The 21,736-nt window shown below is 68.3% G+C and carries 20 protein-coding genes, 1 tRNA gene and 2 pseudogenes; 13 read left to right on the top strand and 10 right to left on the bottom strand.

Annotated elements, in window-relative coordinates; all coding sequences use genetic code 11:
• Positions 1 to 82: 82 nt before the first annotated feature.
• Positions 83 to 1,648 (top strand): IS21 family transposase, encoded by a 1,566-nt coding sequence (gene istA / locus H9L22_RS14605; protein ID WP_187720550.1) that lies wholly within the window; start codon positions 83 to 85, stop codon positions 1,646 to 1,648.
• Complete coding sequence (locus tag H9L22_RS14600; protein ID WP_187719714.1) at positions 1,645 to 2,388, top strand: ATP-binding protein; 744 nt, start codon at positions 1,645 to 1,647, stop codon at positions 2,386 to 2,388. The genes istA and H9L22_RS14600 overlap by 4 nt, the downstream gene beginning before the upstream one ends.
• A gap of 487 nt (positions 2,389 to 2,875) precedes the next feature.
• Here the strand turns inward: H9L22_RS14600 and H9L22_RS14595 are convergent.
• Positions 2,876 to 2,948 (bottom strand) — tRNA-Ala (locus tag H9L22_RS14595).
• A gap of 459 nt (positions 2,949 to 3,407) precedes the next feature.
• Positions 3,408 to 5,117 (bottom strand): glycerol-3-phosphate dehydrogenase/oxidase, encoded by a 1,710-nt coding sequence (locus H9L22_RS14590; protein ID WP_187720549.1) that lies wholly within the window; start codon positions 5,115 to 5,117, stop codon positions 3,408 to 3,410.
• A 174-nt stretch (positions 5,118 to 5,291) separates the two neighbouring features.
• On the opposite strand from H9L22_RS14590, the gene H9L22_RS14585 reads away from it, so the two are divergent.
• Positions 5,292 to 5,927 (top strand): cysteine hydrolase, encoded by a 636-nt coding sequence (locus H9L22_RS14585; RefSeq protein WP_187720548.1) that lies wholly within the window; start codon positions 5,292 to 5,294, stop codon positions 5,925 to 5,927.
• A gap of 16 nt (positions 5,928 to 5,943) precedes the next feature.
• On the opposite strand, the gene H9L22_RS14580 is transcribed toward H9L22_RS14585, so the two are convergent.
• Genes H9L22_RS14580 through eda form a run of 3 tightly spaced genes read right to left on the bottom strand, consistent with a single transcriptional unit; the run spans position 5,944 to position 9,203 of the window.
• On the bottom strand, positions 5,944 to 7,428 hold the full coding sequence (locus H9L22_RS14580; protein WP_187720547.1) for a UxaA family hydrolase: 1,485 nt from the start codon (positions 7,426 to 7,428) through the stop codon (positions 5,944 to 5,946).
• 14 nt (positions 7,429 to 7,442) lie between these two features.
• Positions 7,443 to 8,549 (bottom strand): sugar kinase, encoded by a 1,107-nt coding sequence (locus H9L22_RS14575; RefSeq protein ID WP_187720546.1) that lies wholly within the window; start codon positions 8,547 to 8,549, stop codon positions 7,443 to 7,445.
• 27 nt (positions 8,550 to 8,576) lie between these two features.
• Positions 8,577 to 9,203: a bifunctional 4-hydroxy-2-oxoglutarate aldolase/2-dehydro-3-deoxy-phosphogluconate aldolase gene (gene eda, locus H9L22_RS14570; RefSeq protein WP_187720545.1), complete on the bottom strand. Its 627-nt coding sequence runs from the start codon at positions 9,201 to 9,203 to the stop codon at positions 8,577 to 8,579.
• Between the two features lie 121 nt (positions 9,204 to 9,324).
• Here eda and H9L22_RS20560 point away from each other — a divergent pair.
• A pseudogene (locus H9L22_RS20560) lies at positions 9,325 to 10,047 on the top strand (IclR family transcriptional regulator); the annotation flags it as partial.
• Between the two features lie 68 nt (positions 10,048 to 10,115).
• Here H9L22_RS20560 and H9L22_RS20555 read toward each other — a convergent pair.
• Complete coding sequence (locus tag H9L22_RS20555; RefSeq protein WP_406707836.1) at positions 10,116 to 10,589, bottom strand: NADPH-dependent FMN reductase; 474 nt, start codon at positions 10,587 to 10,589, stop codon at positions 10,116 to 10,118.
• Positions 10,590 to 10,729: 140 nt separating this feature from the next.
• On the opposite strand from H9L22_RS20555, the gene H9L22_RS14560 reads away from it, so the two are divergent.
• Genes H9L22_RS14560 through H9L22_RS14550 form a run of 3 tightly spaced genes read left to right on the top strand, consistent with a single transcriptional unit; the run spans position 10,730 to position 13,250 of the window.
• Positions 10,730 to 11,218 carry a MarR family winged helix-turn-helix transcriptional regulator gene (locus H9L22_RS14560; RefSeq protein WP_187720543.1) on the top strand — a complete coding sequence of 163 codons (489 nt, stop codon included), beginning with the start codon at positions 10,730 to 10,732 and terminating at the stop codon, positions 11,216 to 11,218.
• A gap of 54 nt (positions 11,219 to 11,272) precedes the next feature.
• Positions 11,273 to 12,247, top strand: a complete 975-nt coding sequence (locus H9L22_RS14555; RefSeq protein WP_187720542.1) for a sugar-binding transcriptional regulator — start codon at positions 11,273 to 11,275, stop codon at positions 12,245 to 12,247.
• 58 nt (positions 12,248 to 12,305) lie between these two features.
• Entirely contained in the window at positions 12,306 to 13,250 is a 945-nt protein-coding gene (locus H9L22_RS14550; protein ID WP_187720541.1) for an enoyl-CoA hydratase/isomerase family protein, read from the top strand.
• Here the strand turns inward: H9L22_RS14550 and H9L22_RS14545 are convergent.
• A complete protein-coding gene (locus H9L22_RS14545) occupies positions 13,226 to 13,756 on the bottom strand; it encodes a UDP-N-acetylmuramate dehydrogenase (RefSeq protein WP_187720540.1) in 531 nt (176 codons plus the stop codon). The two genes, H9L22_RS14550 and H9L22_RS14545, sit on opposite strands and share 25 nt — an antisense overlap.
• 84 nt (positions 13,757 to 13,840) lie before the next feature.
• Between H9L22_RS14545 and trxB the strand changes: the two genes are divergently transcribed.
• The 6 genes and pseudogenes from trxB to H9L22_RS14515 all read left to right on the top strand — a co-directional run bounded on the left by trxB (position 13,841) and on the right by H9L22_RS14515 (position 18,863).
• Positions 13,841 to 14,839, top strand: coding sequence for a thioredoxin-disulfide reductase (trxB, locus tag H9L22_RS14540; RefSeq protein ID WP_406707793.1), 999 nt, complete (start codon positions 13,841 to 13,843; stop codon positions 14,837 to 14,839).
• 38 nt (positions 14,840 to 14,877) lie between these two features.
• Entirely contained in the window at positions 14,878 to 15,195 is a 318-nt protein-coding gene (gene trxA / locus H9L22_RS14535; RefSeq protein WP_406707792.1) for a thioredoxin, read from the top strand.
• 17 nt (positions 15,196 to 15,212) lie between these two features.
• The gene (locus tag H9L22_RS14530) at positions 15,213 to 15,794 is read left to right on the top strand and encodes a hypothetical protein (RefSeq protein WP_187720538.1); all 582 of its coding nucleotides are present in this window, start codon (positions 15,213 to 15,215) and stop codon (positions 15,792 to 15,794) included.
• 14 nt (positions 15,795 to 15,808) lie between these two features.
• Positions 15,809 to 17,151, top strand: a pseudogene (locus H9L22_RS14525) (aminotransferase-like domain-containing protein).
• A 16-nt stretch (positions 17,152 to 17,167) separates the two neighbouring features.
• The gene (locus H9L22_RS14520) at positions 17,168 to 18,097 is read left to right on the top strand and encodes a D-alanine--D-alanine ligase family protein (protein ID WP_187720537.1); all 930 of its coding nucleotides are present in this window, start codon (positions 17,168 to 17,170) and stop codon (positions 18,095 to 18,097) included.
• 1 nt (position 18,098) lies between these two features.
• Complete coding sequence (locus H9L22_RS14515) at positions 18,099 to 18,863, top strand: SURF1 family protein (protein ID WP_187720536.1); 765 nt, start codon at positions 18,099 to 18,101, stop codon at positions 18,861 to 18,863.
• Here H9L22_RS14515 and H9L22_RS14510 read toward each other — a convergent pair.
• From H9L22_RS14510 to H9L22_RS14500, 3 genes are read right to left on the bottom strand one after another with little or no spacing between them, the layout of a single operon-like run.
• Positions 18,854 to 19,249, bottom strand: a complete 396-nt coding sequence (locus H9L22_RS14510) for a DUF3817 domain-containing protein (RefSeq protein ID WP_226965886.1) — start codon at positions 19,247 to 19,249, stop codon at positions 18,854 to 18,856. The two genes, H9L22_RS14515 and H9L22_RS14510, sit on opposite strands and share 10 nt — an antisense overlap.
• A gap of 60 nt (positions 19,250 to 19,309) precedes the next feature.
• Positions 19,310 to 20,203: a ParB/RepB/Spo0J family partition protein gene (locus tag H9L22_RS14505; protein WP_187720534.1), complete on the bottom strand. Its 894-nt coding sequence runs from the start codon at positions 20,201 to 20,203 to the stop codon at positions 19,310 to 19,312.
• Between the two features lies 1 nt (position 20,204).
• Entirely contained in the window at positions 20,205 to 21,179 is a 975-nt protein-coding gene (locus tag H9L22_RS14500; RefSeq protein WP_187720533.1) for a ParA family protein, read from the bottom strand.
• Positions 21,180 to 21,736: the final 557 nt, after the last annotated feature.

Here is a 21,736-nt window from a genome sequence, read left to right as displayed (position 1 = left end):
TCGTGTCGGTGAGGGCCGGGTGTGGGGGTTCGTAGGCTCCTTCTGCCGTGTGGCCTATCACGCGGCAGAAGGAGTGATTGGGATGGTACGCAAGATCAAAGCGAAGCTGGTGCTTCGGCTGCGTGAGGAGGGGTTCTCGGGCCGGCAGATCGCCGCGCAGGGGATGTCGCGTCATAGCGTGACGGCGGTGATCGAGGCCGCAGACCGGGAGGGTGTGGGCTGGGATGATGTGGCCGACCTGGACGAGGCCGCGGTGTATGCCCGACTGTTCCCGGGTCGTGGGGAGCATGAGAGCGTGCATGCGCAGCCGGACTGGGCGTCGGTGCATCGGGAGCTCGCCCGGGTTGGGGTGACGTTGAAGCTGCTCCATGGCGAGTACGTCGACAGGTGCCGGGCGGAGGGGTCGACGGCGATGGGCTATGACCGGTTCTGCAAGAACTATCAGCAGCATGTCCTGGTCAGCGGGGCGGCGTCGCGGATCGGTCACAAGGCCGGGCAGAGCATCGAGGTCGACTGGTCCGGGCCGACGATGCAGTTGACTGATCCGGTGACCGGGCAGCAGCGGCGGGTCTACTTGTTCGTGGCCACGTTGCCGTTCTCCCGGTACGCGTTCGTCGAGCCTGCGCTGGATATGCGGCAGGACACGTGGCTGCGGGCGCATGTGGCGATGTTCGACTGGTTCGGCGGCTCGGTCCCGCGGATCGTTCCGGACAACCTGAAGACCGGGGTGATCAAGCACCCGGCCGAGGGTGAGGTGGTCCTCAACGATGCCTATCGGGAGTTGGCGGCGCACTACTCGGCGGCGGTGCTGCCCGGCAGGGTCCGGAAGCCGAAGGACAAGGCCAGCGTCGAGAACACGGTCGCGCATGTCGCGACGTGGGTGATCGCCGGGCTCCGGGACCGCCGCTTCGCGACCCTGGCCGAGCTGCGCGCGGCGGTCTACCAGCGGGTGGAGGCCTACAACCGTGAACCCTTCCAGAAGAGGGCGGGATCACGCCTGAGCGTGTTCGAAGCGGAGGAGAAACCGCTGCTGCGGCCGCTGCCCGCGGTCGGGTTCGAGATCAGCCGCTGGGTCTACGGGCGTCGAGTCCAGAAGAATGGGCATGTGGTGTGGGAGAAGAACTTCTACTCCGTCCCCTACACCCGCATCGGTCGCAGTGTCGATCTGCGGGTCACCGACACGACGCTCGAGGTGTTCACCGGTCACACGCGGCTGACCAGCCACCTGCTCGCACCCCCAGGAGTGTTCAACCAGTACCGCACCCACGACGCCGACCTGCCTGACGGGCCCCGCTACCGGCAATGGGACGCGGCCAGGGTCCGCCAGTGGGCCGGCCGCGTCGGGGAGAACACGCTCACAGTGGTCAACCGGATCTTCGAGTCCGTCCCCGTCGATGAGCAGGGCCTCGATGCCGCGCTCGCGGTCCTGCGCCTGACCCGCCGCTACTCGACCGAACGCCTCGAAGCCGCCTGCCAGACCGCGCTGGCCTCCCGGGTCCGCTCACCCCGCTACGCCCATCTGAGACCGATCCTGGAAACCAACCAGGACCACACCGGCAGGCAGAGACCCCAGACTCGACCAGAGAACGGCGACGGTGGGCCGGTCGGGTACGTGCGTGGCGCCGACTACTACGGAGGCGCACGATGACCCGGATCGATACCGAGACCAAACGCAAGCTCCGCGAGATCGGCGCCACCTGCCTGGTCGACGCCCTGGAAACCCAGGACGACACCCTCACCCTCGGGATGGTGTTCGAAGAACGCATCAAACTCGCCGTCGACGACGCCCACGCCACCTTCACCCACGGCAAGGTCGAAGGCCTGATCCGCCGGGCCGGGCTGCGTTACCCGAACGCCGACTTCCGCCGCCTCGACCTGGTCGAACAACGTGGCCTGGACCGCGGGGTGATCGCCCAACTCGGCACCTGCGCCTTCATCACCAGGCAGCAGAACGTCGTGTTCCAAGGCTTCACCGGATCCGGGAAGTCGTATCTCGGCTCCGCGCTGGCGAAACAGGCCTGCCAGCACCGATACCGGGCGCACTACATACGCATGCCCGACCTCGAGGAAGCCTGGGCCTCAGCTAAGGATCGGCCCGCCGGGAAGGAGAAGTTCCTGCGCAAGTACGCCGCGTTCACGCTGCTCGTGATCGACGAATGGCTCCTCGACCCACCCGACGACAGCACCCGCAGCATGCTCCTGGAACTCCTCGAACGCCGCTACGACGCCGTCTCCACCGTGTTCTGCACCCAGTACGCGAAGAAGGACTGGCACCAGCGCCTCGGCTCCGGCGTCCACGCCGACGCGATCATGGACCGCATCGTCCACAACACCATCTGGATCGAAACCGGCGGCACCAACATGCGCGAACACACCGCCACCACCTAACCCACAGCCGGTGAGCGCCACCCGGACCACCGGTGGCGCTCACCGGCACCACACCCCGGCGCCCAGAGGCAATATCCAGTGGCGCCCTAACGCGAGAACCAACGGCGCTCACACGGTCAAATACTCAACCTGCCCACGCTGAAGCGACACCAAGACCGCATCCGCTCAGGCCTCGCCGACATCGAGCGCCGCCTCAGCGAGCACGACGAGCACCACGCCGGGGCGCGGGCGTTCCTCCACGACTCCCTGCGACTCCTCACCGACGCGCACCACGCCTACGCGCACTCCGACGATGGGAGCCGCAGACTCGCGAACCAAGCGTTCTACACACGGCTGGAGATCACCGACGACGAGCAACTACGCCCACACCTCGCCGAACCGTTCGCCACCATCGTCAACGTGGCGAACACCGCCACGGACGGCAAGAAGACCAAACGGGAACACCCAACATCTACCGATGTCGCGTGTTCCCGCAAGACACTTTGGGTGGAGCATAGGGGACTCGAACCCCTAACTTCCACCTTGCAAAGGTGGCACTCTACCAATTGAGTTAATGCCCCGAGACGGTAGGAGTATAGGGCACCCGGGCCCTCCCGCTCACATCGGGGCCACGCCGCTGTCGTGCCCGGGAACGCGAAGTGGGCTCCGGCCGCCGTCCACTTTGGGGGGATGTGGAGCGGCGGGCCCGGAGCCCAGGCGAGGGGAGAACTCGCCTAACGCCGATCGGATCGGCGGTCTTTCGGTGGGCCCCGTCGGGCCCGAGTAAAGGCGCTCGTCATGAGTTCCTTCGTTAGAAGCTTAGCCACATCGGACCGCCTTGCGCGAACTAGACGGGCCGAAAGTTGATTCTTCTCACCCAACTGGCGGCATACTGATCGTCGCGTTCACAAGGCCTTACCTCGCCCGAGGGGTGCGGGCAAGGCGACGCGCCGAGAAACCGGCCCGTTCTTTGAAACGTTTACCTGCGGACGGGAAACGACCGCCGCCCTCCGAAGAGGACGGCGGCCGCTTCTCCTGGATCAGCCGACGATGTCGTGAGCCTCCATACGTGCGGCCGACGCGGCGGCGTCCGTCGACTGATCCTCGGCCGCGAGCTCAGCTGCGATGCGCGCCCGGTAGTTTGCCTTCTCCTCTTCAACCTTCGCCGCGTCCCAGCCGAGGGCTGCGGCGGCGATCTCAGCCACCTCGTCGACGGCGGCGCCGCCGCGGTCGCGGGCCTCCGAGTTGAGGCGGACCCGGGCGATGAAGATGTCCTCCAGGTGGAGGGCGCCCTCGACGGCGGCGGCCCGGTGCACCTCGGCCCGCAGGAACTGCGGTGCGGCGGCGAGCGGCTTGCCGAGGCTCGGGTCCTCGTCGATCGTGGCCAGCAGGTCTCCGACCTCCGACCCGTAGCGCGACAGCAGATGCGTCATTCGATCAGCATCGAAGCCGTACTTGGCTCCGAGACGCTCGGCCTGGTTGCGGACCCCTTCGAATCCCTCGGCACCCAGCAGCGGCAGGTGGGCCGTGACCGACGGGCGGCTCTTGGCCGCGTCGCCGAGTGCGAAGTCGACGGCGTCCTCCGCCATCACGCGGTACGTCGTCAGCTTGCCGCCTGCGATCGCGACCATGCCGGGGATGACCTCGGAGACGGTGTGCTCGCGGGAGACCTTCGTCGACTTCGACTCGTCAAGCACCTTCGGCTGCAGCAGCGGCCGCAGGCCGGCATAGGTGCCGATGATGTCGTCGCGGGTCAACTTGTCACCCAGCACCTCGTTGGCGTGGGCGAGGACATAGTCGATGTCAGCCGACGTCGGGACCGGGTGCTCGAGCTGCTCGTGCCACGCGGTATCGGTGGTGCCGATGACCCAGTAGTGCTGCCACGGGATGATGAACAGCACGGACTTCTCAGTGCGGAGGAACAGGCCCGTCTGCGCCTTGAGCCGCTCACGCGGAATGACGATGTGGATGCCCTTGCTCGCCAGCACCTTGAGGCCGCCGGTGCCGCCGGCCATGTCCTGCGTCTCCTCGGTCCACACGCCGGTGGCGTTGATGATCCGCTTGGCCTTGATGGTCAGCGACTCACCGGTCTCGAGGTCGACGGCCTTCACGCCGGAGGCGTGGCCGCGGTCGTCCTTGAGGACCTCCGTCACGCGCACCCGGCTCGCGGCCTCAGCCCCGTACTTCTGCGCGGTGCGGATCAACGTGATGACGAGACGCGCATCGTCGACGCGGGCGTCGTAGAACTCGATGGCACCGATGAGGGCGTCGGGCTTGATCTCGGGGAACCGGGCCAGCGCCCCGGCCTTCGACAGGTGCTTCTGGATCGGGACGGTCTTCTTACCGCCGGATCCGATCCTCGCCAGGATGTCGTAGAGGCCGACGCCGACGGCGGAGTACGCCCGCTCGATGACCGGCATCTTCAACGGCCACAGGAAGGGCTGCGCCTCGACAAGGTGAGGCGCGATGGACGACAGCAGGCGGCCGCGCTCGGTGAGCGCCTCGGCGACCAGCTTGAAGTCGAGGTTGTACAGGTATCGCAGGCCACCGTGCACGAGTCGCGAAGATCGAGACGACGTGCCGGAGGCCCAGTCCTGTCCTTCGATCACCGCGGTCGACAGGCCACGTGCGGCTGCGTCCAGCGCAATCCCCGCGCCGGTGACGCCGCCACCGATCACGAGCACGTCAAACGTCTCGGTGGCCATTGTGGCCAGTGAGTTTGCGCGCTGTTCGGGGGTGAGGACGGTCATGTGAGGCTCCTTTGCTCGTGGTACCACCCTTGTCTCTCTGCACGTTTCGCGCAACCGTCTTGCACGTTCGTGCATGGGGGTCATGGGGAGCCTGTTGAGTGTTGCAGCGAAACGGCTCCGGGCACGGTCCCCCGTCGCTACATTGACAGTCGGATCCACGTGCAAAGGAGCATCATGAACCCGGCAACCACTGCGCTCGTCCTGATCGAATTCCAGAACGACTTCACCACCCCCGGCGGCACCCTCCACGACGCCGTCAAGACCGTGATGGAGTCCACCGACACCCTCAACAACGCCGTCGAGGCGGCCGCTGCCATCCGCGAGGCCGGAGGCGTCGTCCTCCACGTCCCGATCACGTTCGCCCCCGGCTACGACGAGATCACCCGCCACCCGTACGGCATCCTCAAGGGCGTCGTCGACTCCACCAGCTTCGTCCGCGGCAGCTGGGGCGCCGAGATCTGCGAGCAGCTGACACCCGTCGAGGGCGACATCATCATCGAGGGCAAGCGCGGGCTGGACGCGTTCGGGTCGACCAACCTGGACTTCGTGCTGCGCTCCAAGGGCATCGAGACGGTGGCGCTGGCGGGTTTCCTGACGAACTGCTGCGTCGAGTCGACGATGCGCAGCGCGTACGAGAAGGGCTTCGAGGTGCTGACGATCACGGACGCCGTCGGCGCGACCTCGCCTGAGGAGCACGCCAACGCGATCCAGTACGACTACCCGATGTTCTCGAAGCCGATGTCGACGGACGAGTTCGTGTCGTCGCTGAGCGAGGACAAGGAACTGGCGGACTCGTCGCGGGGGTACTAATCCCTGTCACCGGCCCTCAGAAGACCGGCCCCTGGAGCCACGGCACGAACTCCTGCGATCCGTACCCCAGGTCCTCGCTCTTCGTGCGCTCGCCGGACGCGACGTCCAGCAGCCGTCCGTAGATCTCCAGGCCCTTCGCCTGCAGCGACACACCCTCGGTGACGACGTCGCCCGCGTTCAGGTCCATGTCGTCGGGCATCCGCTCGAACAGGGCCGTGTTCGTCGACACCTTCAGTACCGGCACGATGCCGTAGCCGAGCGCCGAGCCCCGTCCGGTCGTGAAGCAGACGACGTTGGCGCCGCCCGCGATCAGCCCGGTCACTGAGACCGGGTCGTAGCCCGGGGTGTCCATGAAGCCGAAGCCTGGCGTGTCGATCGGCTCGGCGTAGTCGTAGACGGCCGCCATCGGCGCATGCCCGCCCTTGGCGACCGCGCCGAGCGACTTCTCCAGGATGGTCGTGATGCCGCCGGCCTTGTTGCCTGGTGAGGGGTTGTTGTCGAGCGAGTCGCCGGTCCGGGCGACGTCGTCCTCCCAGCGGGCAATGATCTGCCGCAGGTGATCGGCCACGTCGGGCGCGGTGGCGCGCTCGAGCAGCAGGTCTTCGGCGCCGTAGATCTCGGGGGTCTCGGCGAGCACCGAGCGGCCGCCGTGGGAGACGATCACGTCGGAGGCGATGCCGAGGACCGGGTTCGCGGTGATGCCCGACCAGCCGTCGGAGCCGCCGCAGTTGAGCCCGAGTACGAGGTGTTCGAGGCCGACCTCGACGCGCTCGACCGCGTCGATGGCCGCGGCCAGCTCCCGCACAGCCTCGACGCCGGCGGCGACGGTCGCCTTCGTGCCGCCGAGGGTCTGCATGGTGAGTTCGACGACGGGCAGGTCGTCGCGGCGGGGAACCATCTCCATGAACTCGGTCATCTGGTTGACCTCGCAGCCGAGCGCCACCGTGATGAGGCCGCCCACGTTGACGTGTCCGGCGTAGCCGGCAAGCGTCCGCCGTAGTCGTTCGAGGTTCGGCCCCTCCGCGATGCCGCAGCCGGTCCCATGGGTCACGGGGACGACGGCGTCGACGTTCGCGAACCCGTCCAGGATCCCCGCCCGCTCGACGGCGGCGACGATCTGCTGGCAGACGGTGGCCGAGCAGTTCACCGTCGACACGATGGCGATGACGTTGCGGGTGGCGACGCGCCCGTCGCTGCGGCGGTACCCGCGGAAGGTGGTGCGCTCGACGGCGGGCGGCGCGGCGGGGGCGACCGTGTGATCCGCCTCCGCCGGCGCCTCATGCTCGCCGAAGACGAGGTTGTGCGTGTGGACGTACTCGCCTGCGGCGATGTCCGCCGTGGCGTAGCCGATGACGTGCCGGTACTTGCGCACCGGCGCCCCCACGGCGATGTCGCGCAGCGCGACCTTGTGGCCGACCGGGATCTCCCGGCCCTCCAGGGTGACGACGGCGACGTCGTCGCCCTCGCTCAGCACGTGGTACCAGTCACGGTCCTCGTTCACAGGGGTCTCCTCGGTCAGCGATCGACCCGGGCGCTGCCGCCGCCGGCCAGGTCGACGACATCCTTGCAGGTGACCATCGACGTGTCGCCGGGCGTGGTCATGGCGAGCGCACCGTGCGCGGCGCCGTACTCGACACAGGTCTGCAGGGGCTGGCCGGTGATGAGGCCGTAGGCCATGCCGGAGGCGAACGAGTCGCCCCCACCGACGCGGTCGAGGATCTCTACATCCTTGCGATCGGCCGCCTGCAGCACGCCGTCCTTCGGCGACCAGGCGAGCGCCGACCAGTCGTTCAGCGACGCAGTCTTGACGGCGCGCAGCGTGGTGGCGATCACCTTGAAGTTGGTGAACTCCTTGGCGACCTCGTTGATCATCGTGCGGAACGCGTCGATGGGCAGCTCGGAGAAGTTCTCGTCGAGCCCCTCGATCTCGAATCCGAGCCCGGCGGAGAAGTCCTCCTCGTTGCCCAGCATGACGTCGACGTAGCGGGCCAGTTCGCGGTTGACCTCCTGCGCCTTGGTCTGGCCACCGTTGGTCTTCCAGAGGCTGGGCCGGTAGTTGAGGTCGTAGGAGATGACGGTGCCGTACTTCTTGGCAGCCTTGACGGCGGCCAGCGCGGTCTCGGCGGCCTGCTCCGACAGCGCCGCGTAGATGCCGCCGGTGTGCAGCCAGCGCACGCCGAGCGTGCCGAAGATGTGGTCGAAGTCGATGTCCTCGGGGCGCAGCTGCGAGATCGCGGTGTTGCCTCGGTCGGAGACGCCCTTGGCCTTGCGGAGGCCGTAGCCGCGCTCGGTGAAGTTCAGGCCGTTGCGGACGGAGCGGCCGATGCCGTCGCTGGCCACCCAGCGGATCAGCGACGTGTCGACGCCGCCGGCTGCGATGAGCGACTCGACCAGGTGCCCGACCTCGTCGTCGACGAGCGCGGTGATCGTGGCGGCGCGCAGCCCGAAGACGCGCGACAGGCCGCGGGCCACGTTGTACTCGCCGCCCCCCTCCCAGGCCGCGAACGAGCGGGCGGTGCGGATGCGCATCTCGCCAGGATCGAGACGCAGCATGATCTCGCCGAGCGAGACGACGTCGTAACGGCACTCCTCGGCGGGACGGAGATCAACGAGATTGCTCATGGAAGGACTCCTTCGTCGGATGGGTTGTCAGTTGGCGATGGAGGCGACGGCCTCGCGGGAGAGGTTCTCGACGGCGACGAAGTCGCCGGCGCGGATCAGGGCGGGCTTGACCATCCAGGTGCCGCCGACGGCGATGACGTTGGGCAGGGCCAGGTACTCGCCGAGGTTGGCGCTGGACACGCCGCCGGTGGGGACGAACTTCACGCCACCGAACGGTGCGCCGAGGGCGGCGATCGCGTCGACGCCGCCGTAGACGTTGGCCGGGAAGAACTTCACGATGGAGAGGCCTGCCTCGAGGGCGGCCATGATCTCGGACGGCGTGACGGCACCGGGGACGACGATGAGCCCGCGTTCCTTGGCCCGCTCGACGACGGACGGGAGGAAGCCGGGGGAGACGATGAACTGGGCGCCGGCGTCGGCGGCCTGGTCGACCTGGCCGGCGTTCAGGACGGTGCCCGCACCGACGAGGATCTCGGGGACCTCCTGCGCCATCGCACGGATGACGTCGGGCGCGGCGGCCGTGCGGAACGTGACCTCGGCCACCGGAATTCCGCCTGCGACCAGCGCCCTGGCGAGGGGAACCGCGTGCGCGACGTCGTCGACAACGACGACGGGGATGATGCGGGCCGAGGTGAGCCGCTCAAGAGTATCCATGCCAGCCTTCCGTTTCACTAGCTGAACTGTACTGTTTCTTTCATTGAAATGATGCCATACGCTGACGGGGGGACACAATGGGGGTCCGGCAACAGGGACGCGGAATGGGAGACTGGGCGGCATGAGCGCGACAGGCACGGCGGACGAGTCCCCGAGGATCGAGGCCATCGACCGCGCACTGATGCTGCTGGAGGAACTCGCCCGGTACGGCCCCGAGGGCGCGCAGCTCACCGAGCTCAGCAGCGCCACCGGGATCAGCAAGGCGACGGCGTACCGCGCACTGAGCACGCTGCGGCTACGCGGCTTCGCGAGTCAGTCGCCCTCCGGGAGCTACCGGCTCGGGCCGACCCTGCCTGCACTGGTCGACCTCTTCTATTCGCACCAGAATCTGACGGCGTCGCTGCGGCCCGCGCTGGTCGAGGTGTCGCTGCGCGCCCAGGAACTCGTCCATCTGGGCGCCTGGGACGGCAACGAGATCGTCTATCTGGACAAGGTGGAGTCGGCGGCGCGCGCGATCCGCGTGTGGTCGGCGGTCGGGCAGCGGGTTCCGGCGGCATCGAGCGCGCTCGGCCGGGCGCTGCTCGCCGCGCGGGAGTCCACGCCGGAGCAGGTGGCGCAGTACCTGCGGTTCCTGCCAGCCGGGCGCGAGGTCACGCGGGATCGGCTCACGGCCGCGGTCGCGGCCGCCCACCGTCGCGGCTTCTCGGAGGAGTTCGAGGAGAACGAGCCGGGGGTTGCGTGCATCGGGTTCGCGATCATGCAGGGGGCGGCACCGGTGGCGGCCCTGTCGATCACGTCTCTGGCGGAACGGATGACACCGTCCCGGATCGAGGAGCTGCGGGGCATCGTCGTCGACGCACTGCCCGCGCTGCTCCCTCCGGCCTCACCCTGTGGGCAGGCTCGGCCGCCTGATCAGGCGGCCGCCGCCTCACCGTCGGCGACGAGCGCGTCGACCTGCGCCTGCAGCCGCACCGAGAGTTCGTGCGGCACACCCTCGGCGAGCACCTCGTGCACCGACGGGACGAAGATGCCCTCGCCGATCACCTGGGCCCCGGCGCTGCTCAGCACGGCCTTCAGATCGCGGACGGCGCCCCTGGCACCGCCCGGGCTCGGGCTCGCGCCGAGAGCGGCGACGGGCTTGGCGGTGAGCACCGCGCCCGGCCGTGGCCGCGACAGCCAGTCGATCGCGTTCTTCAGCATCCCGGGCATGCCGTCGTTGTACTCGGGGGAGGCGATCAGCAGCGCGTCGACGGCGGCGACGGCCTCGCGGAACGCGACGACCACCTCGGGCACGTCCACCTCCAGCTCCTCGCTGAAGTACGGCAGACGCTCGAGTCCGTCGATCACGACGAGCTCCGGGCAGGCGGCCGCGGCGACCAGGTCCACCAGGCGTCGGGTGAAGGAACCCTCACGGGTGCTTCCGACGAGGACTCCGACAACGGGACGAGATTCAGTCAACACGTTGACAATCGTGACACGCCAAACGGGGATGGTCAACTTATTGACCAATAGGTAGCATGGCCCTCATGGCAGAGCAGGCATCCACGGAACACCCAGCGCCCCCTCTCTCCCTGCTCGCCCTGCTCGGCCAGGCCCACGACACGCTGGAGGCGCGGTTCAACGAGCAGCTGGTGACGAGCGAGTTCGCCGATCTCACGGCTGCGCTGAGCCGCAACGTCCTGCGCTGGGTCAGCGCCACCGACTGCCGCGCCAGTCAACTGGCGCTGGCGAGCGGTGTCAGCAAGCAGGCACTGTCGCTACAGATCGCCCAGCTGGAGCGCACCGGCTACATCACCACCGGCCCCGACCCCGCCGACGCACGCGCCAAGAAGGTGACCCTCACCGACCAGGGTCGACGCGCCCAGGCGCTCGTCCGCCGGATCGCGGCCGAGGTGGACGACGAGTGGCACGAGCGGCTGGGGGACGGCTGGGACACGTTCGAGCAGCAGTTGCGTCGCATCGTCGACAGCCGCCGCCCCTCCCCCTCGTCCGGTTGCGGTGCAGCCGACGCGTGAGAAGCATCGCCGGGGCCCGCGGCCCCGTAGGATCGGCGAGAATCTGGGGGGATGATGACCGACAAGACCAGTGAGACGCTGCTGACCGTCGCACGCATGTACTACGTGCAGTCCGAGACGATGGATGCCATCGCGCACCAGCTCGGCGTGTCACGCTCGACGATCTCGCGCCTGCTCAAGGAGGCACGGGACCGGGGCCTCGTCCGGGTCACCATCGTCGACCCAGAGCGGCCGCTCGGACGCATGGCCGAGCTGTTCGACAAGTACTTCGGCGTGCAGGCCCACATCGTCCAGGTGCGGCCGGGGGCGAGCAGCATCTTCCGCCTCGACCAGGTGGCCCGCATGGCCGCCGACCTCCTCGCCGACCTGATCCAGGACGGCGACACCCTCGGCGTGGCGTGGGGGACCACCACGTCGGCCATCGCCACCCACGTCCGCCCCCGCGATCTCAGCGGGGTCACGGTCATCGGGCTCAACGGCGGCGCCAACCACCAGACGACGGGACTGCCCTACGTCGGCAGCATCCTGCACAGGTTCGCCGTCGCCTTCCGCGGACAGGAACAACAACTGGCGCTGCCCGCCTTCTTCGACGACCCCGACACCCGCGACGCCATGTGGCGCGAGCAGAGCACCCGCCACATCCTCGCCGTCCGCGCGAACTGCCGCATCGCGCTGTTCGGCGTCGGCGGCCTCCACTCTGAGCTCCAGTCACACGTCTACGCATCCAACTATCTGAACGAGTCCGACCTGCAGGGGTTGCGGGACCAGGGGGTCGTCGGCGACGTCAACACCGTGATGCTGCGCGCCGACGGCTCGTACCGCGACCTCGAGATCAACCGTCGGGCGACGGGCATGACTCCGGCGGAGCTGCAGCGGATCCCGAAGCGGATCTGCGCCGTCACCGGGCTGTCGAAGGCTGTGCCGATCCTCGGCGCGCTGAGGGCCGGCGTAGCAACCGACCTTGTCATCGACCAGGAGACCGCGCGGGCGGTGCTGACACTCATGAAACCCGGGCTCCGACTCAATTGATCTCACCAGCCCGCCCCGCTTCTAGGGGGAGGGGACGGCACACACTATTGTTGCGCGCATGTCCGAACTCATCCTGACTGACGTGACCGACGGCATCGCCCGCATCACCCTCAACAGGCCGCAGGTGATCAACGCCCTCGACGAGCCGATGATGCTGGCGATGTACACCAGCCTGTCCGCGTGGGTGAAGGACGACGACGTGACGGCGGTGGAGATCGTCGCCGCCGGCGATCGCGGCTTCTGCGCCGGTGCCGATGTGCGCACCCTGGCGTCCGTCGTCCGCTCCGGCGGCCCCTGGCTCCACTTCCTGGAGACCGAGTACGCGCTCGACATGATGATCGCGAACTACCCCAAGCCGATCACGACCCACATGCGGGGGATCACGATGGGCGGCGGCCTCGGCCTCGGCGCACACGCCGACCGACGCATCGTCTACTCGGACACCGTCATGGCCATGCCGGAGACGAAGATCGGCATCATCCCCGACGTCGGCATCATGCATCAGCTCTCGCGCGCCGGCGCCGTCGGCCGCCACATCGCGCTGACGTCTGCCCGCTTCAACGGCGGCGACGCGCTGCTCCTGAACCTGGCTGATGAGTCCGGCGACGGCGTCCTCGAGGCCCCGCTGTTCGACCCCTCGCAGACGTGGATAGAGGAGTGTTACGCCTCCGACGACGCGGTCGAGATCGTCCGCGCGCTCGAGTCGCATCCCGACGAGCGTGCCCGCGCCGCGGGCGCCGAGCTCCGCGCCCGTTCCCCGTTCGCCGTCCACGTGACGCTGCGGGCCCTCATCCGGGCGCAGCGGCTGAATCTGGGCGAGGTCCTGGACCAGGACCTGCGCCTTGCCGAGACCGTCATCCCCAACGGCGACTTCGTCGAGGGCGTGCGTGCGTTGCTGGACGACAAGGACAACTCCCCGAAGTGGCGCTGGGCCACGCTCGAGGAGGTTCCGATGGAGGCCGTCGACGCGGCGTTCGCCTACCGGTCCTCCTGGAAGAACTGAGCCGCGTCGCGGAGGGCGACCAACGTCGCCCGGCCGCCGGGCCCGATGCCGAGTCGTTCGGCCAGCCCCTCGTCGTGGATGGGGGCCGTCAGGTCGCCCTGGCGGAAGAGGAATGTGGCGTCCAGGATGTCGAAGCGCTCCCTGCCGTCGGGCAGCCGCGTGCGCAGCGGGGCGTCGCCGTCCACGCGACAGTCGGCGACGGCGAAGGTCCGCTGCGCGTCTGACTGCCGGTCCCACGTGCGGACCGACGCGAGGGTGTCGGCCACGGCCTGACCATGCGCGCGGGCGTTGTCCCGGACGGCGTCGGCGACGGTTCCACGGACGCCGCCCAGCGCTTCGATCCCGACCCACCCCTCGTCGACGGCGCGGTCCACGAGATCGCCCCACGCGGACGCGCCGGGCACCGTCACCTGGACGCCGCCGCAGAAGGCGAGGTCGTCGGACTCGCAGGCGGAGTCGTCCACGACGATGTCGCTGACGGGGGCACGTCCTGGCTGCCGATCCATGGGGCCATTGCACGCCGCCCGCCCGCCGGAATCAAGACCCGTTCGCCGTCGGGGAAGCCGCTGCTCCTGGATCGAGCGCCTAGGATGGGTCCGGCCACGCGAGAGGAAGCAATGTCCACGATCCACGAAGTCATCATCATCGGCTCCGGCCCGGCCGGCTACACCGCCGCCATCTACGCCGCCAGGGCGAACCTGAAGCCGGTGATCTTCGAGGGCGCGCTCGACTCCGGCGGCGCCCTGATGAACACCACCGAGGTCGAGAACTTCCCCGGCTTCCCCGAGGGCGTTGACGGCCCCGACCTGATGTCGAAGATGCGGGCCCAGGCCGAGCGGTTCGGCGCGACGCTCATCACCGACGACGTCACCGCCGTCGACCTCACCGGCGACGTGAAGATCGTCAAGGACTCCGACGACGTCGAGTACCGCGCCAAGTCCGTCATCCTCGCCATGGGTTCCGGCTACCGCCGCCTCGGGCTGGCCGACGAGGACCGTCTCTCCGGCCGCGGCGTCTCCTGGTGTGCCACCTGCGACGGCGCCTTCTTCCGCGACAAGCCGATCGCCGTCGTCGGCGGCGGCGACTCCGCGATGGAGGAGGCCACCTTCCTGAGCCGCTTCGGCAGCAGCGTCGTCATCATCCACCGTCGCGACGAGTTCCGCGCCTCGAAGATCATGATCGAGCGGGCCGAGCGCGATCCGAAGATCTCCTTCGCCTGGAACTCCGAGGTCGTCGCCATCAACGGCGACCCGACCGTCTCCTCCGTCACGCTCCGCGACACCCTGTCCGGTGAGACCAGGGACGTCGACGTGAACGGGCTGTTCATCGCCATCGGCCACGACCCGCGCTCCGAGCTCGTGAAGGGGCAGATCGGGCTCGACGACGAGGGATACGTCCTTGTCGACGGCCGTTCGACCGCCACCAACCTGCCGGGCGTGTTCGCGTGCGGCGACCTCGTGGACCACACCTACCGTCAGGCCATCACGGCCGCCGGCTCCGGCTGCTCCGCCGCCCTCGACGCCGAACGCTACCTCCAGGCCGTCGCGGACCGCGGCGAGCTCGTGGGCGCAGCGGACGCCGCGCAGTAAACTTGGCCGCCAGACCGCCGAAACAGGAGAACGACATCGTGGCAGTGACCGACGTGACCGACAAGACCTTCGTCGATGAGGTGCTGATGGCCGACCGACTGGTCGTCGTCGACTACTGGGCCGACTGGTGCTCGCCGTGCAAGCAGATTGCGCCGATCATCGACGAACTCAGCCGGGAGTACCCGAACGTGAAGTTCGTGAAGGTCGACACCAACGCGAACCCCGGCCTCGCGGCCGAACAGGGCGTTCTCTCGCTGCCGACGTTGCAGTTCTTCCAGGGCGGTCGGGTGACCAAGTCGCTGTCCGGCGGCAAGACGAAGAATGCGCTGAAGAAGGCGATCGACGAACTGGTCTGATGATGGATCCCAGCAGCGTGTCCACTCCCCCGCAGCGGGGCCAGTGGAAGGCGAGCGGGGGCCTGCACCAGGCCTCCGGGCAGCCGCCCCTCCCTCCGGCCGTCAAGGTCGGCGGGATCGCCGCGCTCGGCGTGCTGCTGATCGCCGCGATGCTCCTCGGTGTCCTCTTCGGCGGCGGCTTCGCGCCGCGCGGTTCGGCATCACCCACTCCCACGCCCAAGCTCATCCTCGATCCGCCGATCCAGGTCGGCGCCTTCGTCCGCGGCGAGACCGAATCCAGCCAGGTTCCTGACCCGACGGCGCAGCGGATCGTGCACGCGGCCTACAAGGACGGCGCCAACGAGGTCCTGTTCATCATGACGTGGCCCGAGTCCGACCTGACCGGACGCCTCGACGACGCCGGCATCGCCGCCGAGGCCCAGGAACCGACGGAGGAGGGAGACAAGACCCTCTGCGGCACGTCGGTCGACTCGTCCCTGCCCGGCTGCGGCCGTGTCGTCAAGGACACCGTCCTCATCCTCATCTCCATCCAGGGCACCCTGACGCAGCCGTCCCTGCTCGCCATGCTGGACGAGTTTGAGAGCGCCGTCACCCCCTAGTGCCACCAGCTAGGGTGGCGGAACCACCAACTACTAGGCAGACTCCCGTGACCGACCAACACCGCCACGACACCCGGCTCGACCAGTTCGTCGACAGCTACTCGCAGCGCACCAACGGCATGCGCGTCTCGGCAGTACGGGCGTTGTTCGCAGTGGCCAACAGGCCGGAGATCGTGTCGCTGGCCGGGGGCATGCCCAACATCAAGGACCTCCCGCTGCCGGCGATCGGCGACTCGTTCGCTGAGATGGTCGCCCAGCACGGCATGCAGGTCATGCAGTACGGCTCCGGCCAGGGCGAGCCCGTCATCCGGGAACGGATCGTCGAGGTCATGGCCCTCGAGGGGATCTCGGCCCACCCCGACGACATCGCCATCACCGCCGGCTCCCAGCAGGGGCTCGATCTCGTCACGCGCATCTTCTGCGATCCGGGCGACGTGGTGCTGGCCGAGTCACCGTCGTACGTGGGGGCGCTGGGAACCTTCCTCAGCTACGAGGTCGAGGTGGTGCACGTGGTCAGCGACGAGAACGGCATCGACCCGCAGGCGCTCCGCGAGACGATCGCCCGGCTGAAGGCCGACGGGAAGCGCGTCAAGTTCCTGTATACGATCCCGAACTTCTCCAACCCGGCGGGCGTGACGCAGCCGCTGGAGCGCCGGGTGGAGGTGGCCGCGACCTGCGCGGACGCCGGCGTCATCGTCGTCGAGGACAACCCGTACGGGCTCCTGGCGCTCGACGCGGAGCCGGTGCCCGCCATCCGATCCTTCGATGAGAACGTCATCTACCTCGGCTCCTTCTCCAAGACGTTCGCCCCCGGCTTCCGTGTCGGCTGGGTGCTGGCCCCGCACGCGGTGCGCGAGAAGCTGGTGCTTGCTCAGGAGTCGGCCACCCTGTGCCCCCGGTGTTCAGCCAGTTCGCCATCGCGAACTACCTCACCCACCACGACTGGCAGCACCAGATCACCGTCTTCAAGGACATGTACCGCGAGCGTCGCGACACGCTGCTCGACGCGCTGGCCTCCGAGATGCCGTCGGGCACCAGCTGGACGCACCCCGCGGGCGGCTTCTTCGTCTGGGTGACGCTGCCTGAAGGGCTCGACACGCAGGCGATGCTGCCCAGAGCGGTCGACGCCCGCGTCGCGTACGTCCCCGGTGGCGCGTTCTACGCCGATGGGCAGGGCGCCCGCAACGTGCGCCTCTCCTACTGTTTCCCGCCGCCGGATCGGATCCGGGTCGGCGTCGAGCGGTTCGCGGACGTCGTCCGCCACGAGCTCGAAGTGATGAACACCTTCGGGGTGCGCACGGGCCATCCGTTGCCCGGCACCCGACGCCCGGCCGGTCCCGGTCCGGAGCTCACGTGACGAGGAGTTGAGGACAATGACGGTCATCGTCATCGCAGGCGGTCTGAGCCACGAGCGCGACGTCTCGCTGCGATCCGGAAGACGAGTGGCCCAGGCGCTACGCGACGTGGGCCGCGAGGTCGTGGAGACCGACGTCAACGCCGACCTGGTGGCGCTCCTGAAGGGGACGCCCGACCCCGTCGTCGTACCGATGCTGCACGGCGGCCTGGGAGAGGACGGCGCGCTGCGGGAGGTGCTCGGTGTCCTGGGCATCCCGTTCATCGGCCCGTCCGGGGCCGCGTCACGGCTCACGTTCGACAAGTCGATCGCCACCGCCGTGGTCCGCGCCGCCGGGATCAGGACGCCCGACCAGATCGCGCTGCCACACGACATCTTCCGCGAGCTGGGCGCTGGGGCGCTGATGGACGGCATCGGAGCCCAGCTGGGCTACCCGCTGATGGTCAAGCCCTCGCGGAGCGGCTCGGCGCTGGGCGTCGCTAAGGTCGCCGACGCGTCCGACCTGCCCGCGTCGCTCGTCGCCGCCTATGCCTACGGGCCCACTGCCGTAGTCGAGTCGTACATCGAGGGCACGGAGATCGCCGTCACGGTGCTGGACGAGGGCGAGGGCCCGTACGCGCTCCCCGCCGTCGAGATCATCCCCGTGTCGGGTGTCTACGACTACGAGTCGCGCTACACCGCCGGCGCCACCCGCTTCGTGACTCCCCCCAACCTGTCGGAGGCGTCGCTCGACGCCGCCGGGGCACTGGCCGTCGCGGCCCATCGCGCGCTCGGGCTACGACACCTCTCCCGCATCGACATCATCGTCCGCGACGGGGAACCGGTGTTCCTGGAGGCGAACGTCGCCCCGGGGATGACGGAGACGTCCCTCGCCCCGCTCGCCATCGAGGCCGCGGATCGCACCCTCGGCAACGTGTTCGCGGGGCTCATCGACCTGGTGCGGAACTGACATGAAGCTGCGCACCAAACAGACGCTCGCCGTCGGGGCCGGGTGCCTGGTCGCGGGGGTCATGGTCGGTCTGGGCGTCTGGCAGATGGGCTCCTATGAGGAGTCGACGCGTGACGTCTCGGCGGAGCGGGCGGCACTCCCGCCCGAGTCACTGGCGGAGCAGATCGCAGACGATGGACAGATCGCGGACATCTACGGCCGCCGCGTGACCCTCAGTGGCACCTACGACGCCAACTACCAGGTTCTGGTGGGCCAGGCGCCTCCGCTTCGGGTGGCGACGTTGCTGCGCATGGACGACGGGCGGTACGTGACGGTCGTCCGCGGCACCGTGGAGGAGGATGCCGGGCCCGCGGCGCCGCCGTCGGGCCAGCAGGACGTCATGGGGATCTTTCTCTCGTCCGACCTGACAGCCACCGACGCGCCGGCCACAGGGGCCGACCTGGGCACCGTCCGGCTGCAGGAGCTGGCGCAGGAGTGGCCCGCACCCCTCGTGGGCGGCTACGTCACCCTGGACGCCGCCGCCTCAGCAGAGCAGGGGCTCGGAGAGGCCTCGCTGCTCCTCCCGGAAGTGGGAGGCTCTCCCACGCACCGTGGCTACGCGCTCCAGTGGTGGGTGTTCGCCGTCGGGGCCATCGCGTTCGGGGTGTACTCGGCCCGCGGCTTCGCCGTCGACGCGGCGCGGGCCGAGGCGCGCAGGACGAGGGCCGCCGACGCCGTCGATGCCTCTGAGGCGCCTGTGGGCGACGAGAGCGTCGCTCAGGCCTGAGACTCGGGAACCTCCGCCAGCCGGCGGCGGACGTCCTTCGTGGCGAAGTGTTCGGCCACGAAGGAGAGGAACGGGATGGTTCCCGCGGCCATGATGGCGATGAACCACTTGAGCGACCAGCCGACCCTGCGCCCGAGGTCGTACGCAGTGATGAGCAGGACCATGTACAGCCAGCCGTGGGGGATGCCCGTCCAGACGACGACGCGGCCATCACCCCAGATGTACTTCAAGGGCATGCCGACGAGGACGAGGACGACGAGCAGGACTCCGACGACGTACGCCATCACCCGGTAGCGGACGAGAGCGGACCGAATCCCCTTGACGTCCTCCGGCTCGATGATGGTTTGTTCCTCGGCGGTGCGCCCTTCAACAGACTCTGGCTCCACGTCGTCTCCTCGATTCATCGTTTTGTCGACTTACTGCTTTATCTCCGAATGTACTTATCGCTAGATCGTCGTACCGTCGAGGATCGCCACGATGCGGTCCAGGTCGTCGCCGCTTGCGAACTCGATCGTGATCTTGCCCTTGTTGCGGCCGATATTGACCTTCACCCTGGTGTCGAAGTGGTCGCTCAGTCGACTGCCCAGGTCGTGTTCCCGCTCACTGAGCTGCCGCGGCCCACGGGGGGTGCGGGTGCGACCTGACGCACCGGTCCCCCGCCCCATCGCGACGATCTCCTCCGTGGAACGGACGGACAGGCCCTCTGCGACGATCCTCTCGGCCAGGTGTTCCTGGAGTTCAGGGTCAGTGAGGCCCAGAAGTGCCCGCGCATGGCCGGCCGAGATGACGCCCGCGGCGACCTTCGACTGGACCCTGGTGGGGAGGTTCAGGAGCCGCAGCGTGTTGGAGATCTGCGGCCGACTACGGTGAATGCGCTGGGAGAGCTCCTCCTTGGTGCAGCCGAAATCGGCCAGGAGCTGGGCATAGGCGTGTGCCTCTTCGATGGCGTTGAGGTCAGCGCGATGGAGGTTCTCCAGCAGCGCGTCACGCAGCAGGTCGGTGTCGTCGGTGCCCCGGACGATCGCTGGGATGGTCTCGCGACCGGCGAGCTTCGAGGCCCGCCAGCGGCGCTCGCCCATCACGATCTCGAACCGGGAGCGGCCCGCCTTGCGGACCACGATGGGCTGGAGGACGCCGAACTCGCCGACGGATGCGGCCAGCTCGCTGAGGTCCTCCTCGTCGAAGATGGTGCGTGGCTGCTGCGGGTTGGGGCTGATCTGAGTGAGCGGGATCTCCGCGAAGGTGGATCCGTCCTTCAGCGCCTCCTCGCTTTCACCGTCGGTCTTCGCGAAGAGGTCCCCGAGGCCCCGCCCGAGTCCTGTCTGTCGAGTTGCGGCCATGTCAGCTCTCCTCCTGCGCTCCGCGGCGGGCGATCTCCTCGGCCGCCTCCTGGTAGGCCACGGCTCCCACGGAGCGTGCCTGGTAGGTCATCACGGTCTCGCCGAAGCTGGGGGCTTCAGCGATCTTGACTGAGCGTGGGATCTCCACGGGGAGGGTCTGGGCGGAGAAGTGTTTGCGCACTTCGTCCGCGACCTCGCGGGAGAGATTGGTGCGGCCGTCGTACATGGTGAGCAGGATGGTGCTCAGCACGAGGTCGTCGTTGAGATTGCCCTTGACGCGGTCGATGGTGCGGAGGAGCTGTGTGAGTCCCTCGAGGGCGTAGTACTCGGTCTGGATGGGGACGAGGATTTCGGTGGAAGCGACAAGCGCGTTCAGCGTGAGGAGGCCCAGCGATGGAGGACAGTCGAAGAACACGTAGTCAACGCCGGATTCCTCGATGTACTGGTTGATCGCGTCACGCATCCGATGTTCGCGTCCACGCTCGTTGACGAGCTCGAGTTCGGCTGACGAAAGGTCGATGGCGGCCGGGAGAACGTGAAGATTCGGGGAGTGCGGGGAAGGCTGTGCGTGCTCGATGATGCCGACGCCGTCCATGAGGACCTCGTAGGTCCCCTTGGTGCCCGGGGAATGCTCGATGCCAAGGGCGGTGGAGGCGTTGCCCTGGGGGTCGTTGTCGACGACGAGAACGTTGAGCCCGCCGAGGGCGAGAGCGGTTGCGAGGTTGACCGTGGTGGTGGTCTTGCCGACGCCGCCCTTCTGGTTGGCGACGACGATGATGCGAGGCTCGGTGGGTCGCGGCAACTGCTTGATGACGTGGGCGGGTGGGGCGAGTTCGTCGCCATATTCGTCGACGTCGGGGTCGTGGTCGCCTACTGCGGCGCGACGAGGCCCCGTTTCACGTGAAACGGACGCGTGGTCCTTCCAGGGCTCCTCCGGGCTGGTGTGCGGCTTTCGTCTCCGAAAGAACAACGCCATGAACGACCTCCTGTGATCCGTGCCGACTCTACCCAAGAGTCACGACAGGTTCATAGCTGAGATGCGGAATGGCGATGTTGTCCGTCGAGACGCTCGCAGCCGCTCGCTCCTCAGGAACCAGCGTCGGCATCACCTGGTCCCTCAGCTTGTCGAAGGGCCTAAGCTTGTCGTCCTTCGAGACGCTCGCTCGCGCTCGCTCCTCAGGAACCGATCCCTGAGCCTGTCGTCCTTCGAGACGCTTGCTGCCGCTCGCTGCTCAGGAGCCGAGCGAGCCAGAGCCTGATTCACTGTACCTTCTTGGCGGTCGGTCGACGCGCCCCAGAAGCCGGAACACTCTTCTCGAAGTCCCAGACGTTTCACGTGGAACGGGCGGTCTCTGCCGTTTCCGGGCATCGCCTTTGGAGGGGACGGAGGAAATGCGGACGCTCACATCTGACGACTACCTGGTCTCCACCGCCCTTCGGGACGCTCGCTGGCGCTCGCTCCTCAGGGAGCGGAGCAACCTTGTTCCCTGAGCCTGTCGAAGGGCCTAAGCTTGTCGTCCTTCGAGACGCTCA

The sequence above is a fragment of the Tessaracoccus defluvii genome (assembly GCF_014489575.1).
Taxonomy (GTDB): Bacteria; Actinomycetota; Actinomycetes; order Propionibacteriales; family Propionibacteriaceae; genus Arachnia; species Arachnia defluvii.
The sequence above is the reverse complement of the archived record's forward strand: the minus strand, read 5'-3'. Positions and strand labels throughout refer to the sequence as shown.